Source organism: Bradyrhizobium niftali (genome assembly GCF_004571025.1).
GTDB classification, from domain to species: Bacteria; Pseudomonadota; Alphaproteobacteria; order Rhizobiales; family Xanthobacteraceae; genus Bradyrhizobium; species Bradyrhizobium niftali.
The window spans coordinates 135606-151667 of the sequence record NZ_SPQT01000025.1; the positions used below are offsets into that span (position 1 = coordinate 135606).

Genomic DNA, 16062 nt, shown 5'->3' on the forward strand with positions numbered 1-16062 from the left:
CGTTCCCGGCGGACCTGCGTCAACACCGACTTGCGACGATGTAGGCAGCGGTCCGATTTTGTGAAAGCATGCAGCACAACGACAATAATGCAACGGGAGGCGTCATGTTGCGAATTTTGCGTAACAGTGTTTTCGGGCTCGCAGTTCTCATAGGTCTTTTCAGCGCGACACCTCCCGCCTCCGCCGCCTATCCCGACCGCCCCGTGCACTGGATGATCGGCTTCGCCGCCGGCGGCCCGGTCGACATCGTGGCGCGGATCATGGCGCAGTGGCTGTCGGACCGTCTCGGCCAGCAATTCATCGTCGAGAACCGCGCCGGCTCCGGCGGCAACATCGCCGCCGCCGCCGCAATCAACGCGCCGGCCGACGGATACACGCTGCTGTTCGTCGCACCCAACAACGCGATCTCGACCTCGCTCTACAAGAAGCTGCCTTACGACTTCCTGCGCGACACCGTGCCGGTCGCGAGCATCATGCAGCTCACCAACATGCTGGTCGTCTCCAACGCGATGCCGGTGAAGACGGTTCAGGAGTTCATCGACTACTGCAAGGCCAACCCTGGCAAGATCTCCTTTGCCTCGTCCGGCAACGGCACCTCGGTGCACATGTCGGCGGAGCTGTTCAAGGTGATGACCAAGTGCGACATGGTGCACGTGCCCTATCGCGGCTCGGCGATCGCCTTCCCCGACATCATCTCCAACAAGGTGCAGCTGATCTTCGACAACCTGCCGTCCGCGCTGGAGCAGGCGAAGGGCGGCAATGTCCGTGCGCTCGGCGTGACCTCGCCGCAGCGCTGGCCTGGTGTGCCCGACGTGCCCGCCATCGCCGAGATCGTGCCAGGATTCGAATCGGTCGGCTTCTACGGCATCTCCGCGCCAAAGGGCACGCCGGGCGAGGTGGTCGAGATCCTCAACAAGGCCGTCGGCGAAGCGCTGAAGGACCCGAAGCTGGTGGCCCGCCTCGCCGAGACCGGCGGCATCCCCAAGCCGATGACGCCGGCCGAGTTCGGCAAGCTGGTCGCGGACGAGACCGAGAAGTGGCGCAAGGTTGTGGAGTTCGCCGGGGTTTCGGTGGACTAGGCAGCGGCCCCGCGAGGGGCCGTCGCTGGCCGGCAGGACGTTTGAGGGGGCCGACGGGCCCTCTCGCAACAAAAACTGCGAAAACAACCCCATGCACAGTAGAAGACGTGAGCAATCACAGCGGGTTAGGGAAGCGAAAAGACGGGCATCGGCTGGATGATCGCGGGGGCCATTTGACTCGTCGGGCAAGACAGTGGCAGAATACGATTATTCCGAATTCAGTAACCGGCCGATACGCAACGCGTTCCGCGCAGCCCCGGCGTTCCGCCTCGATCAGTGCCCTTTGTTTGACGCGTTTTCCCCGACGCGGGCCGGCGGCCGCTTCGCTTGAAAACGCTTGAGGATTGCACCCTCGCCTCCAGCCTTGTAAACGAACCGCGCACCGTTGCCGGCCGCTGCCAATGCGGCCGTCTCGCGGCGGGGCCTGTAGCTCAATGGTTAGAGCCGGCCGCTCATAACGGTCTGGTTGCAGGTTCGAGTCCTGCCGGGCCCACCACTACTGCAAGATCAATGTCGCGCCAAATTTGGTCCGAGTCGTTTCCAAAGGACCGCGACTCGATTTCCCAAGAATCATGAGTCGATTTCGCCGATTTTCCAAGAAATCCCGAGTCGATTTTGATGAATGATGTGATTGGCCCCGGCCATTCCCACCTTCCGGGCGACAGGTGAGGCCTAGACAGCAAAAGTGCCGACGAAGTGATAAATCCTCCCCCGAAGTGATCGAAGCGAGGATGGCGATCCTAAGACGCGCCACTGCGCGAATTGGATCGTGCTACGCTGGAAGCCGCGGCCCGACCGAATTTCGAAATCGCAGTTTTGGGCGCATCGTGCGGCGAAGCGTTGGCGCACTGGCTCGCCTGAGAGACTTTCCGATCTACTAGAATGCGTCCGACAAGCCAACGACCGGCGTCTCAAGAAGTAGCGTTTCGCATTGCCCTAACCCAAGTTTTTGCAGTCGGGTATGTGACATCGCAAATCTTCGACGCTTGATGGACGCTGCTCCCGCTCTCGACAATGAAAAGGAGCCTGCGCTTTGTCTCCTTCGGATAAGCTCTTCCTATAGAGATGGGCCGCTCCAGGATGTTTTCGACGTTTCTTCGATCGAACATCGGCACCTTGTTCTTCTTAAGCCAGAGCATTGGCCGGACTTTGTTGGCATTCAGCCATTTCATCACGTTCCGGTGTAGCTTGTATCCCGAGCGCGCCATGATCTCCGGTAGGAAAATGGCCCTTTTCGCTAGCGCCTCGACATCTCGGCGTTCGAACGGGGTAACCGTTTCTTCGGCACACAGCTTTTCGGTGGCCACCAATCTCTGAACAGCAAAAATCGAGCAACCGAGCACAGCGGCCGCGGTCGCAAAGCCGATGCGCGACCGGTCTTGCACTTCCCGCGTCGCGGCCTCACGCCCCTCCGGAGATTCCGGTCCGTGAAGAAAGCCTTTCGGGCGACCAGGAGGCAGGTTGGGCTTCGGCATATCTTGGACTTTGGCTTTCAAAGCCCTCTCGACGTTCGCGCGAGCATACACCTTCCACCCGGCCTGCTTGAGTTGGAGCACAGGGTTAAGCCCGTGCTTCCCGAGCCACTTCGACGCTTCGCGATACGTCCGGAATCGGCCGACCCGAACGATCTCTGGCGTGAAGATCGTTTCTTTCGCTAGCTTTTCGACTTCAATACGCTTGAAGGGCGAATTCGCTGGTGCGAGATCGTACTGCTTCAGCTTCCCGACCTTCGCCAAGCGCCAGACCGCTACATCGTTCGTGCCCAACAATTCCGCCGCCTCGAACTTGGACACCCATTCGGCCGATACGGGACCTTCGGTCAGATGTGCCTTGATCAACTTCCGCAACAAGCCCACGTCGCGAACCGCAAGCCGTTCACCCAGCGAACTGGCGGAAGGCTTCATGGTGGTCACGGTCAGGCGGCCATCGATAATCGCTGCCACGAGCATTGCCCATGGCACACTTCGGGCCCCGAGCGTCCGCAGAGCGACCCTCATCCTGATGGCATCGCCGCCCTTGTCGAGCATTGCATTCTGCGAGATCTTCGTGACCACGGCCTCGACGGAACTCTTTGTGTAATAGACGGACGATTGCAAAAGCTTTAGCACTGGGCCATCTACACGAACGAGGAGTCCGATCCTTTCGAGTCCCTCGAGGTCCTTCAGATGGACGCCGATCCTCGGTGCAGCCAACGTTCCGGAGATCACCTCCCGCTTCCGCTCCACGATGGGCTTCAGCGCCTTCTCCGAGACCAGGACGGGAGCGTGTTCCAGGTTGTCAAACTTGATCGCCGGAATCAGACCGCTCCTGGCAAGAGCGCTAAGCCCCGACCGGGGGAGACGGTATTTCTCGGCGAGATAGGCCATCGGCTTCATGTCGGGGTCGCGACGCGATGAGAAATAAGCCGCCACAGCTTCGCCGAGTATCTTTCTTGCCGAAGTACTCAGGTTCGGGTCCATGACGCCGAGCGGCCCGAGCTCGCTCAGCCAACCATAGGTCTTCTCGCGGGGCTTGTCGCGACTTTGGCTACGCAGGAAATCGCCGAACCGATCGAGGCCCGCGCGCCCATCGAGAAGAGCCCGCCCCGCAACCGACAACACCTCGGGCGTGAATTTCTCCCACCCCTCTCCAGACTTCGCTCTTCTGCAGACACCTCTGCGGTCTGCATCCCAGCGTTCGGCGTTCTGCATGCTCGCGAAGTGGATCACGACCTCGAAGATATCCCCGTTCGACAAGGGGGACCACATTTCTGGCACGAGCCGCCGAGCGGCCTCTTTCTTCCCCGGCGCCGGGTCGATCAAATTCGTGACAAAATCCAATGCCTGGATATCATCGACCTCGACGAGTGGCTGCGGGAAATCACGCAAATCCACTCCCGGGTACTTCCAGATCGCACCCAGGAACTCCTCCGGGCGATAGCAATGATCGCAAAAGGCAACTCCGTAGGTGAGCGTCCACCCGAGCAGCTTGCCGCACACCGGGCAGGAATCGATCAACGCTTCTTTCGTGACAGGATCGAACCCGAACAACTTTACAGACCAAAGAGCGCGCATCCATTCACCCATCTTGAGCGCCCGGGGGGAAACGCGACGCCGTTGGGCTTCACGATAGAACGCACGAAGCGGCTCTCCGAAGAAATCTATCCTACTACCTTTCCCCTCCACTTTTGGATGAAACTTTGCCGCCACGCCCGCGACGTCCGCCGTGCCAACGAAATCCGCTATTGTCTTGGCGAGGGCCGGCGACCGACTGCAAAGGGACTGCGGCGCATTCGTAACGACACCTATCCGATGCAAGGTCCTTAGGGGATTTCGGCGGAAATTAGCCGCGGTCGCACGCAGAACGAGTCCGCCGAGGCACTCGTCCGGTATCGGATCGACGGGGAAAGCGAATTTCACTTCAGCCAGCCTTGCGCACGCCAATTGCGAAGGGATTGTGGTCGATGATGCGCGGAATCGCCCACTTGTTCACTGCTGCCTCGAGATGCGAGCGCAAGACGCAGGGACTTCCAGCCTTCGCGGCGATGACGGCCGCCTGTTCAACGATGCGCGAAACATAGCCGACACGGCCTCCCGACACGACGTACAGGCACGCGGGGATGTCGCCATCGAGAAAGTTGGAGTCCTCCTCGAACATGCCATGCTCCTTCAACTTCAGGCCGAGCATGCCGCAATATTCGATGAACATCTCACGCTGAGCGGCGACGCCGTAGTCCAAGCGATCAAACGATATTTCTTCCAAGACCCGGCCGTCGAGCTGGTCGTCGCCGAACAATAGGGTGCGGGCTTCCGTCACGCCAATGAAAACCATGGGGCACACGCCGCGGATCAGCATGACCTTGAGCGTGTTCGCGATGCCGGCATCGTTTTCCTGCCTCTCGGCAAACTTGCTGCGCTGCTTCGTCGGCTTTAGATGCTGAACTTCGTCAACGATGATCAATTCCACTCCTAGCGCAAGGATATGATCGTAGCACAGCTTGAGGAGTTGTTGGGTATTTCCTTCCTCTTCGACGTTCAAGGCGCGAAGAATTTCCTCGGCGAGATTCTTGATCGTCGTCACGCCCTCTAAAGTGATATAGACGACGATACGTTGCTTGCTCGCGATCTCCTTACGCTCCATATCCTTGGGAAATAGCCCGCGCTTGATCGCCTCGTCCACGACCCTTGTCTCGAGATACGTCTTCACGCACATGCTCTTGCCGCTATGCGTCGGAGCGAATATCGTGGCGCAACGTTTTGGTTCGTTAGGCGACTCGCGAGTGACCTGTCTCAGATCGTCGAATATATCGTGAGCATCAAGCAGCCTGTCGTTGAATATGCGGATGTCGTTGAAGGCCGACCATATCTTCCCCCTTTTGGACATAGCCCACTACGCCCCCATTTTCTTTTTGAGAGCCGCCAACCTGGCCAGCGACTCCTCCGAGGTCATCGCGTACGACGCCGCGATCTCACTTCCCTGCTTTTCCGTCTTCTTGACCGGATCGCTCACGCTGGCGCGTTCCGCATCCCTACGGGCTTGGTTCCGGGCACGATGCTTATTCGCTTTCCGCGTGGCGGCAGCGCCGCCTCTGCGAGGTGCCTTGTCGCGCAAGCGGTCGTCCTCACGTTCTCGCGCGGGCAAGCCCTGCGGAATATCCGTCGTCTCGGATCCGTCGATCGGAGGCGGCCCCTTCACGCGCACCACGGTGTCGCCGTCGACCAGTTGCGGACGGTCGAGTTCGGCCGCTGTCTTGCGCGCATCGCGATACGGGATGAATGGAATCTTCTCCCTGAGCGCGCGGCTGAAGGCCGCCCGCGCGGTGTAACGTTCGTCGTCGGTATGGAACGCCAAATTCCGTTCGTCCTTGAACTTCATGATATCCGCCGCGGTCTTCCACGAGAGGCCGCTCGAAAATCTTGGATGAATGTTCGGCAGCCTGACATTCTTCTTCTGGACGAAATCCCAAACGTGGATGAAGGAGCAGTCGGGCGAATCCCACGTGCATAGCAGGGGAATGGTGCCACTCGACTTCGGTCCTTTCCTCTGATCCCGCTTCTTGGCGAAGCGAAGCAGCCGGTCCAACAATGCCGTTGTGATGGCTTGGTCGTGGAAGCGGTGGTTGCGTAACCTGACGCCCTCTGCAGTCAGGAGGACGATGTCGGACCGACCGAGCACCTTGTCCAACTCGGTGACGTCGTCGACAGTCCACCTCCCCTTGTCGAGCAGGCTGGCGCGCCATCGAAGGGCCGGCACGATCTTCTCCTCACCGTGCGGTTCGACATGGTAGATCGTGACGATCGCCTCCCACATCTTGTCGAACAGCCACTCCTTCGTGTGGATGGCTTTGATCTCGGGATGCAGGTTGAGCGCATCCATCTCGTCCGGTTTGAGCGGAATTCCCTCTTCCAGCCTATGCCACAGCATCGTGTTGAGCGTGCCGAACGCACGCTCTACGTAACTTTTGAATTCTCCCGACTTGACGGGCGCCCAGATCACGTCGATGCCGCATGCTTCGCAGCAAACCTGAAAGCTCATTCCGACAAATTCCCACCCATTGTCGACGATGACCGTCCCGGGCTTGCCCCAACCGTCCGTAGCTCCCTTGTGATGTCCGAAGCGATCGATGAGAAAGTTCTTCCTGCGAACGACCTGGCGCAGGCAGAGGAGAGCCGAATAGACTGAGGGATTTTCGTACGTAATGACGGCGCCTACGATCATCCGCGAGTAGACGTCGATGGCGAGGGTGAGCCACGGACGTTCGACGAGTGTCTTCACGCCGTCCTCGTCGTAGATCACGGCCCACGCGTCGATCCTGGTATGATCGATCATTACGAATTCGAGCGCCCTGGTCGCCTTGATGGGACGACCACGACCAATGAAGCGGCGGCGCGCCTTCTCCTCTCCGTACTTGGTCTTGCAGGACCAGTAGTTTTCGCCCGCGTTGATCCAAAGGCGGAGCGTTTCCTCCGTCGGACGGGGGAGCACTTTCAGATCGAACGGAATTTCCTCGTCGCGCAGATCAGGAAGTCCCTTCTCCCTGCGCGCCTCGTTCAGCTTGGCAACTTCGGCCTGGCGGCGATCGTTGTCCTTCTTCAGGCGATCGTAGAATTCGGCGATGACGTAACTCTTTCGTACTTCCCGTTTTGCCCAGAACGTCGCATTCATTTCGACGGCTTTTTCGAGGACGGCGTCCGGCCAGCGCCGTGCCCCATGCTTCTGGCCACGCCTGCTCAAGAAGGCGGACAAAGGACGATTTCCGGGCTCGCCGCAGCGGTCGAGCGCGCGAAGCAGGGCGCCTGCGGAAGGCGTCCATTCGAAATTGGTGCCCTCCAGCACGGTCTTGATGAATTCGTTGACGCCCTTGTGACCGTACCCCGCCGGCATCTCATCGTATGCCATCGCCAGGAAGCGAAGGACGCGAGCCTCGTCGAGCCGCTTTTTTGCCAGCAAACGCTTCTTCTTTTCCGCAGGCTTAATGTTCGGCTCATCGGGATTCAGTAGGCTCAGGGGGTCGATGTCTTCGATCGCTCCGGCATCGCGGCCCACGATCTGGATGCGGCAGGCGCGGCCGTCGGAACGCATGGTTTCCCATTCGTCCTTCGAGATGAACACTTCGAGGTCGGTCGAAGCTCTCACGAACTTCAGGACGCCGTTGGTGTATAGTTTCTTAAATTCCAGCGTAACGGGCGCAGGTTCGTCGTTCAGCCAGACGGCATAGGACTCGTCGACCGTGACATCGAGCGGAGCCAGATCGATATGATCGTCGGCAGCCGGCGGCTCGCCGTTCAGGTCAGGACGCGTGAGTATCTGTATGGCTGTCATGGCAGCGCTTCGCCGTTGCCGGCCGACGAAACGCGGGAATCGTTACCCGATACCGATGTCATGTTGCGTTTGGGATCGCCGCCCCTCTGTAACGCGCGGCGCAACCTTCTCGGCGAAGGCCGCCAATCGAGATCGGCACCTTCGAGAATCTCGTCGATGAATCTGGATAACGCCGCATTGCTTCGTGCGACGGGATCGGAGTCGTATCGCGAAACCAAGAACGACAACAATTCAGCCCTCGACAAGCTTTCGAGCGCGCGCAACGACATCGGCTTTCCTTTCGGTTCGAGGCAATGGAACATCACAACAGCGCTCCACCATCGTTCATCAAGCGCACGGTCGGATCACGCTTGATGTCTATCGTCAGATCTATGCTGACCATGCGGCGGACGTGCAACGCCGCGAGCGCGGCACGTCCGGCAGGACCTGCCGCGATCGCCGCCGCCACGGTCGAGTACGGAGCCGAGCCCCCCGCCGCCGTCAGCACGTGCACGACGCGGGCGACGTCGATCGCGGTTACCGCGGTCTTCCGATCGAGCCATACTTCGTGACCAGCGGTCCAATCGGCCGCCGTGGGTAGGTCGCGAGAACGAAAGATCGTGAAGAACGAATAGCCGATGCGACTGTACACGTCCTTCGCCAGCTCGAGCTTGTGCTGGTAATCAGGATCCTTATTCCGACGATCATTGTCCTCTTTCGCTTCGACCACGAGATGGCGGCCGTCGAACGGCGCCCCGTCGGGCTTCCACTGCATCGCAGCGAGCCAAAACGGCGCGCCTTTGTTCAAAGCGCATACGAACCGTGCATCCACGATGAGTTCGAAGTCGGGAAAAAAATCGAGAGTCGTTGCAGACCCGGTGACCCTCATCGTCAGCTTGTGCGGTTGGCTCATAAAATACCGCACCGGACTGGCAACCTCGACGATTTCCATGAAAGGGTATTCGACCTTCATGGACTCCCAGGGCAGCGAACGGTGGCCAGCCTTAATGCAAAGCGGACGCCCTGTCGGATGCGGTTCGCGTCCGGTGATCAGGGGGCGTACCGGTCCGCCCGTGTCCGATTCCTGGATGGTTGCGAGGGTTCGTTCGTTGAGAAGCTCGACCTCTCGTTTGAGGATCAGCTTGCGCAAGCCGTTCATATTAAGTGCCCTCATACGCATACAAACGCTGAATTTCGTGATTACAAAAGGCGCATTTCCTCCCGTACGTGGCGCAAAGTGTTCGACTTGTTCGACTCACACGATCTTCCTGTCACGGCGTGGAAGATTGCCCGCTCACCGGCGGGCGGATCGACCCGAACGATGCATTCGATGGTGCAGGCGAGGCCACTTTCCGATTACCAGCGTGCTCAACGGGCGGTGCCAGCGCTTGCTGGATAATCTCCGTCCGGCATCCAGAGGCAGCGGTCGCGCTCGACTTCTCTTTAATCGGGACTGAGGATTCCTTGATCACATCGTCACCTCCGCACAACAGAGCTCTATTGCCTTGCCTGCACGCAGGCAAAAGCCTTCACCACCTTGGTGTTTCAGCCTTTTCCAAATGACCAGGAGGACGATTAAACAGCCCCGTCGATATTGGGGGGCAGCGTTGCTGTGCCTCCGTCCGTGGGAACACCACTTGTTAGGCGCTCCGCATCGCAAGCCAAAGTCTACTGAATGGGCTGCACCTTCGGCAAGGAAAATTATCGACGGATCAAGGAGTTAAGCAGTCGAATCCTTGAAACAAACTCCAGAACCACCCCGATGAAAGCCGGTTACGGAATGTTCGTTGGCTCATGAGCCGATGCAAGGATTCGAATAACTGTCGGGCTAAAAATCTTAGGTTTGGCCGACAGTTACTGATTCGTTTTTATAGAAATCGATCGAGACGAGCATCGAATATTTCTATCCTCGAAGGTGCTACGAATCCTTGCGCTATCGACCAGTTCTTGCCGCTGGTAACGAATCCGTGAAACGGAGCGCTGAAGAGCGAAGCAGATTGATGGGGCCATGAAATCAGCACACGTCAATTCCTCGCCTACTAGCATGGGCGTCGCAAAAAGATCATGCGTGACGAAGGATTGCCTAGAACGGCTTAAATCATTGCGACCCAACGACCTCAGAACGAACACCACCGTGATCACGCAGCCTCACAGGCGTCTTCGAACCGAGCTGTTGGGAATCTAGATCCAGTAATATGAGATTGGCACAGGCCATCGCCATGATGGCGCGGCTCCCGCGGGAACCAGGCTCTAGTATTTCTTGGAGAACGAGACCCAGTTCCATTGAATCTCGTCCGGAAAGCAGCTTCTGTATACCCAGCCGGAGTGCGAGCGGCACGTGATGTCGGTTGTACAACCAGAACAGTCCTGAATTGCTGAAGCGAGGGAAGGGTTAGAGCCTCGATGGGAATTTTGAGCTCCTGAATGACGATCAGCACCAACCCTTCTTGTTCAAGGTCTCTGAGCGGCCGGGGGGGAATGATGTCGAGAAGAGTTCGTTCACTCTCGCGCTGGACTACGATTGCATCGACATCCACATGTTCCGCGCCCACGGACGTTGATTTGATATAGTCGATTGAACGAACGGCAGCGTCGAGAGAGAATTGGATTAGGGCATCCTTGATAGCGGGGTGTCGAATTGGAATAGCCGCAGTTGTTTTGGCCGAGGTGAATTGCTCGGGTGGACTCGCGGCGTGACTGTTATCGAACATGTCTGTTCTCAGTTCTCAATGCACCCAAAGCAGTAGAGTCAATCCTGGCGGACCGTCTGCGTACGGCAGACATAACGGTGCCTTCGTGTGCGGCTGTAATTGCAAAACTGCGAGATCCGCAGCGGAGGACTGTGGCGTGTGCATCTGAGATGGTCGATCCGACCTAGCGTGGCCGTCACATCCGCTCGATTAAATCCAAGCATCCTATCTTCGCTGGATGGTGCACGGCGGAGATCAACAAATGCATCGGCCACTCGATCGTAACGACAAGCGACAACAGACGGACGACCATCAACTACCTGCTGAACGAGGTGAACGTTTTCAAAGCCAGGCTCGATCGGTACCAAAACGCCAACAGCGTGTACCATGCACCGAGTCATCAGCTTTTTGCCGGTTCGAAAGAGGCGCCCGGGCGCACCGCATTCCTCACACGTGCAATGCGAGCACGCCTCGGCCCGGCTAGACCGATCGCGTATTTCACGTGCGTCGCGATGTAGCCGATCAGCGCGACGATACCCGCGATGCCGATCGACCAGAAGAAGGTCGGCAGGAACGGAAATAAGAAGAATGACTGCGCGTAACTGCCGGCGAGGATGAGGATCGCGGCTGAAGCCAACAACGCCGTTGTTAACAGATAGCTGCCCAGGGCCGCGACGGTATCGAACACTCCGATAAAGAACGGAATTGCGTTGGGACCAGCCCCCTGCTCGCTCCGGTACCCTCAGCAGCTTTTCAGCCGAACCCAATGCAACGCCGCAACAATGGAGGTGGGCCGCGACAGACCAACATTGGCGGCCATCGCGACCGCCTCTTTGGTGAAGACGAATTTCCGGGCAGCACGCACCCAGCGCCGCAGGGTCGATAGCATCGCGGCATGGCACGCTCCGTTCGGATAACGGATCCCGGTACGCTCGAGGACGGTGTCAGCAAACATAGCTGCCAACATGAACCGCCTGTGCCGTTAGATCAAAAATGAGTCTGATCTCGGCTATCTTGAGTCTGGCCTTGGGAATCTGAGTCCGAGGCCGTGCGGGAGCACCCAAGCAGCCCTACTTTCCGATTGGCCTGCAGGGCTCCGTTACTGTGGAGGGATTCGACTTCGCAGAAGGTTAGTTGTGCGCATAGACGCATGCCATCTATCGTTTCCATTGTCGTTTCTCGTTTGATCTGAGTCTTTCTGCTTCAATCGGAGTCTGACGCCCCGCTGCTGGCCGCCCCGGCGCTAAGGAGCAGCCCCAAGGCCGTCCCTCCTGCGTCCAGCTCCGGCTCGGAAAGCCGTCCCGTCAGACAATAGCAATCTCTAAGTCGTTCAGGATGGCCGCGAGCTTGGATCGGCGGTCTAGCAGATGCGCCGTGGCGGTCACTGTAACCCTTCCAGCGGCGCGAGCGTAGAGCGCGATGCAGCGCTCCTCGTTTAGCCTGGAGGGATAGAGTACCCCGTCCGGCTGACTTGAGTGACCGTGGAAGGCAACTGACCAGTGCTGAGCCATCGACTGGTCGCGTGCGCCGGCCACATCGGACGGGACGCCCATTTTTATAGGGCCGTCGCCGGTGAGATCCACCAACGTGAGGGGTACGGTGGGACTGACGGTCGCGATGGAGCGCTTTTCGATCTCACTTTCCTCAATGACGCAGTCGCCGTTTCGGCCGTCGGCGCGATCTCGAAGGATCGTCTCGACGAAAGCAACCTTGGCGCTGGAGCCGAGGTAGAGCAGCCCGAAGGCCTTGCCGGTGGGATCGCTGAAGCGACTGAGGCCGGGCCCATATCCCAGCGGATTCGGAAACCGCGTTTCGTAGATGCGGCGCCATGTTGAGCCGGCCGAAATCGTAGCAGTCATCAGACGACGCGTGGCGAATGCCGCGTCCGGCAATGTGGGCGACAACCTCAGGAGAAGACGCCGTTCATCTGGTTTTGGGCTACACCCATAACGGCTTCCTGTTGGCCTGCCTTCAAGGCATCCAGGGCAGTCCGTCCGCCGAGCTCCGCGTGCTTGGTCCGCAGGAACCGATAGACGACCCACGGATGTCTGCCCAGTATCTCAAACAGTTTGGACAAACCGGGCAGCGGCAAGCCGGCGTCCGTGACCTGCCAGCGTGGATATCTCACCGCGCGGGTTGCTCCCTGCAGTCCGAGGACTTCGCCCCGGCCGCGTTTGACGTTGACTGTCTCATGGGACGCGCCAATGAGCGAACCGAAATCGCTCGCCGTCAGCATGTCATCGCCCTTCAAAATCTCGGCGACCTTGACCTGCCCCCGCTCTCTCGCCGCCGCCAGGGCCGATTCCAGCGCGTCACTCTCCGCGACAGGCGCGGAGACAGGCTCAGCGACAAGTTTCGCATCACCATCCGGCGAGACGCGCACAGTGTAGTCGAGAGGACGCCCCGCCTTCTTGGCTTTCTTCGCTACCGCGATGTAGCCTTTCAAGATCTTGTCGATCGACCCCTTCCTGGCGATCCGCGAAAGGCCTTCCGACGAGACCTGCAATGTCCTCACGGTCGTGTACTTGCCCGTCGCGCCGCGCAGCAGCTTCTTGCCGCGCTTCTTCTTCGCGGTTGCCGGTCGATGCAGTTCCTTCGGTTGCGCCATCTCGGACCTCCTCCCTAAAGTGGGATAGATCATCAATCTTGTCAAGTTCATCAGGTCCATCAGGGGGGCACCCGCAGAGCTTACCGGGAATCAGAATCGGCACTCCCCACGAGGTCGCAGTCCCGCAACTGGGGCTATCTCTCGGGAACCAAGCGACTCCGATGGAGACGTAATGTCAGCAAATTGACTCCGATTGAACCAGCATTGACTCCGATGGAAGCGGAAAGCGCCTTCTGAAATCCCTGCCCTTTCCCGCGCTCAAACTCCGATTGAGCGAGAAACGACATCCATTGTCGATTTGGATTGGATCTGAGTCACACACGCTGGATTCCAGTCTGCACCTCTCTCCGGGGCAAGAACGAGCGCTTTGCGTTCGCGAGAACCACGCCCCGTCTCCAATGGCGGCGGCGGCGTAGTAAGCCATCAGCTTGAGTTGGCCGCAAAATAGCCTCGGGCGGGGCTTCCCGATAGCGCCCCGTTGGACGGTCTAAAGACTCCCTGTGGGAACCGCGCTTGACGGACCGAGAAATAATTAATCGTGCGGTGCACCCTGCTCGGCCTTCGAACACCCTACCCGCCGGAAATCTCGCCAGGTTCGGTGCGGCCTGATGAAGATCGCTGATGAGAATGACGAGCTTGGCCATGCATGCTTTCAGCTTGCGCTCAGCACAAGAAGGCCTGGCTGGGGGCTCCGGTTGAACTGAACGGAACTGCAGGCGAATTTTGCAAAATTGCCATTGCCGAGATCGACGGGTCTCCGAATCTCGATCTCGCACTTCTCGCAAGAGCTGTGACTTATATCGATCGAGACCACGCGATGCCCCTAAACGCTGACAAGATCGGCTGGTTCTCCCAGCCCGAGAAGTCCATTTGATCAAGCTCGGCGTCGCCATCCGGCGAGACGGCGGCATTTGGTCAGTCCAAGAGGCGTTGAGGCCAATTAGATCGTCCCGAAAATCGGCGCGGCGTAGGACGGCCGAACGTACCGTGCAGCGGACGGGTCGAAGCGCCCGTGAAGGCCTATCACCACCCTCCTCCCGGCCTGATGGAGATGTCTCGAGTCAGGTCGAAGGGACACCAAGGCCGAAGTCGCGGCTCGAAAGGCGGCGCATGCGCTTTGACGTTTCAACGTCTCTACTGCTCGCTCGTGGAGCTCCATATCATGACCGCCACAGCATGCGAACAACTCGCCAATCACTATAAGAGCCTTTCTCGGGAGTCCGGCATTTCCCCCGAGCGGGCTTCCCTCTTGATGAACATTGGGAAGAGCTTCACGGGCCTGGCTACTCAATTGGATAGACTTGCAGCACTCATGAGAGACGAAGCGCGGGCAGGATAAGGTGTCTTTCGGCCTGCAATATTGCCCCCCTAAGCCGGGGGATCGGCGTCCAAAATTGGGTCTGACTCATTTCCGATGAAGTTTGCCGGGCGACTGTGGTTCTCAAACGGAGAATCAGCGCCATGCGGACGGGCTTTCAAATCTCATCGCTAGTACCGAGTGGTTTGGTGGTTGATGGTGTAAGTGACTCAATGGATTCGCTTATTCTGTCTGTTAGGTCGGAAGCTGCGGAGGCTCGGTGCCCTTTGTGCGCGACAGCGTCGAGCCGCATCCATAGCCGCTACGTCCGGCACGTTGCCGATTTGCCATCAGCGGGCAGAAAGGTGCGCCTCCGATTACTCACGCGGCGCTTCACCCAAGCGGCTCATGCTGCCTGTCAGCAACGATACCTTGCTACGGGTGGTCCGTCGGCGGACGGCGATGCCGACAGATCCATTGCTTGTTGTGGGCATCGATGACTGGGCGTTCCGGAGAAACCATCGATACGGGACGATCGTGTGCGATTTGGAGCGTCGGCGGATCGTTACCCTGCTGCCCGACAGGGAGACTGCGACCGTTCGGGCGTGGCTATCGAAGCACCCAGCGATCAACATTGTGTCGCGAGATCGCGGTGGTGGATACGGCGAGGCAGCAGCTAAGGCGCTCCCGAACGCCATCCAGGTCGCCGACCGCTGGCATCTGATGGAAAATGCGAGCGCGGCCTTCCTTGATGCGGTGCGCCGCTCCATGAACAGAATCCGAACCGCAATCGGAGCGACAACGATCAACCCGGAATTGCTGACCTATGCGGAAAAGCTGCGCTATCAGGGCTATCTGCGGCGCCGGGACAGCCATGCCGCAATTGCGGCTCTCGTCAGCGACGGTGTGCCGTTCAAGGAGATCGTCCGCCGCACAGGACATAGTCGCAATCTGGTTCGCCAAATTAGCCGCGGCGGCGGTACGGATATGTTCCGCACCCGTCAAAGCACCCTGGACGGGCATCTGCCGTTCCTGGACGCGCAATGGTCAGGCGGCTGTCGCAACGGTGCCGAACTCTGGCGCCGTTTGAAGGGACAAGGCTTTATGGGATCGCTGCGCGTGGTGGCGGAATGGGCGACGCGACGGCGGCGTGCCGAGACTATCAGCCATCAACAATTGCAGAAGGTCCCCGCCGCCAGGACGATAGCGCAGCTGATGACGACGAAGCGCGACCACCTGACCAGGGCCGAGACCGTCACGCTTGCCGTCATCGAACAAAACGTTCCTATGCTGGCCGATGCCCAAGCTCTCATTGGCCGCTTCCACGCGATGATCCGAAAGAAGGCCGAGATGGAGCTCGAACCTTGGATTGAGGAATCCAAGCGGAGCCTCATTGCCTCGTTCGCGAATGGCATTGCCAACGATAAGGGCGCGGTGCACGCGGCTATCACGCAACCATGGTCCAATGGCCAAGTGGAAGCTCAGATCACCAAGCTCAAGCTGGTCAAACGGCAAATGTACGGACGCGCTAAGCTCGATCTCCTTCAGGCTAGGCTGATTGGCGCGCCATAAAAACAATCACGATCATCGAATATGCGTCAGAGCCAA

General features: G+C 59.0%; 11 protein-coding genes, 1 tRNA gene and 1 pseudogene. 4 read left to right on the forward strand and 9 right to left on the reverse strand.

Features of this window, described 5'->3' with window-relative positions; all coding sequences use genetic code 11:
• Positions 1 to 104: 104 nt before the first annotated feature.
• Together E4K65_RS33940 and E4K65_RS33945 are read left to right on the forward strand one after the other, a co-directional pair.
• Positions 105 to 1079 carry a Bug family tripartite tricarboxylate transporter substrate binding protein gene (locus E4K65_RS33940; RefSeq protein ID WP_167771376.1) on the forward strand — a complete coding sequence of 325 codons (975 nt, stop codon included), beginning with the start codon at positions 105 to 107 and terminating at the stop codon, positions 1077 to 1079.
• Between the two features lie 420 nt (positions 1080 to 1499).
• Positions 1500 to 1575, forward strand: a tRNA-Ile gene (locus tag E4K65_RS33945).
• 415 nt (positions 1576 to 1990) lie between these two features.
• Here E4K65_RS33945 and E4K65_RS33950 read toward each other — a convergent pair.
• From E4K65_RS33950 to E4K65_RS33990, 9 genes are all read right to left on the reverse strand, one after another.
• Positions 1991 to 4477, reverse strand: coding sequence for a hypothetical protein (locus E4K65_RS33950; RefSeq protein WP_135177837.1), 2487 nt, complete (start codon positions 4475 to 4477; stop codon positions 1991 to 1993).
• A 1-nt stretch (position 4478) separates the two neighbouring features.
• On the reverse strand, positions 4479 to 5441 hold the full coding sequence (locus E4K65_RS33955) for an AAA family ATPase (protein WP_135177838.1): 963 nt from the start codon (positions 5439 to 5441) through the stop codon (positions 4479 to 4481).
• Between the two features lie 6 nt (positions 5442 to 5447).
• Positions 5448 to 7880, reverse strand: a complete 2433-nt coding sequence (locus E4K65_RS33960; RefSeq protein ID WP_135177839.1) for an integrase catalytic domain-containing protein — start codon at positions 7878 to 7880, stop codon at positions 5448 to 5450.
• Complete coding sequence (locus E4K65_RS33965; protein ID WP_135177840.1) at positions 7877 to 8149, reverse strand: hypothetical protein; 273 nt, start codon at positions 8147 to 8149, stop codon at positions 7877 to 7879. The genes E4K65_RS33960 and E4K65_RS33965 overlap by 4 nt, the downstream gene beginning before the upstream one ends.
• A 32-nt stretch (positions 8150 to 8181) precedes the next feature.
• A complete protein-coding gene (locus E4K65_RS47790) occupies positions 8182 to 9018 on the reverse strand; it encodes a hypothetical protein (RefSeq protein WP_167771377.1) in 837 nt (278 codons plus the stop codon).
• A 1931-nt stretch (positions 9019 to 10949) separates the two neighbouring features.
• On the reverse strand, positions 10950 to 11237 hold the full coding sequence (locus E4K65_RS33975; RefSeq protein WP_135177842.1) for a hypothetical protein: 288 nt from the start codon (positions 11235 to 11237) through the stop codon (positions 10950 to 10952).
• Positions 11238 to 11291: 54 nt separating this feature from the next.
• Positions 11292 to 11504 (reverse strand): hypothetical protein, encoded by a 213-nt coding sequence (locus tag E4K65_RS33980; RefSeq protein ID WP_135177843.1) that lies wholly within the window; start codon positions 11502 to 11504, stop codon positions 11292 to 11294.
• 349 nt (positions 11505 to 11853) lie between these two features.
• Positions 11854 to 12408, reverse strand: coding sequence for an RES family NAD+ phosphorylase (locus E4K65_RS33985; protein ID WP_135177844.1), 555 nt, complete (start codon positions 12406 to 12408; stop codon positions 11854 to 11856).
• A gap of 47 nt (positions 12409 to 12455) precedes the next feature.
• Complete coding sequence (locus E4K65_RS33990) at positions 12456 to 13157, reverse strand: hypothetical protein (RefSeq protein WP_135177845.1); 702 nt, start codon at positions 13155 to 13157, stop codon at positions 12456 to 12458.
• Between the two features lie 646 nt (positions 13158 to 13803).
• Here E4K65_RS33990 and E4K65_RS33995 point away from each other — a divergent pair.
• Both E4K65_RS33995 and E4K65_RS34005 read left to right on the forward strand, forming a co-directional pair.
• Positions 13804 to 14031, forward strand: coding sequence for a hypothetical protein (locus E4K65_RS33995; protein ID WP_135177846.1), 228 nt, complete (start codon positions 13804 to 13806; stop codon positions 14029 to 14031).
• 587 nt (positions 14032 to 14618) lie between these two features.
• Positions 14619 to 16026 (forward strand): annotated as a pseudogene (locus E4K65_RS34005) (ISL3 family transposase).
• Positions 16027 to 16062 lie beyond the last annotated feature (36 nt).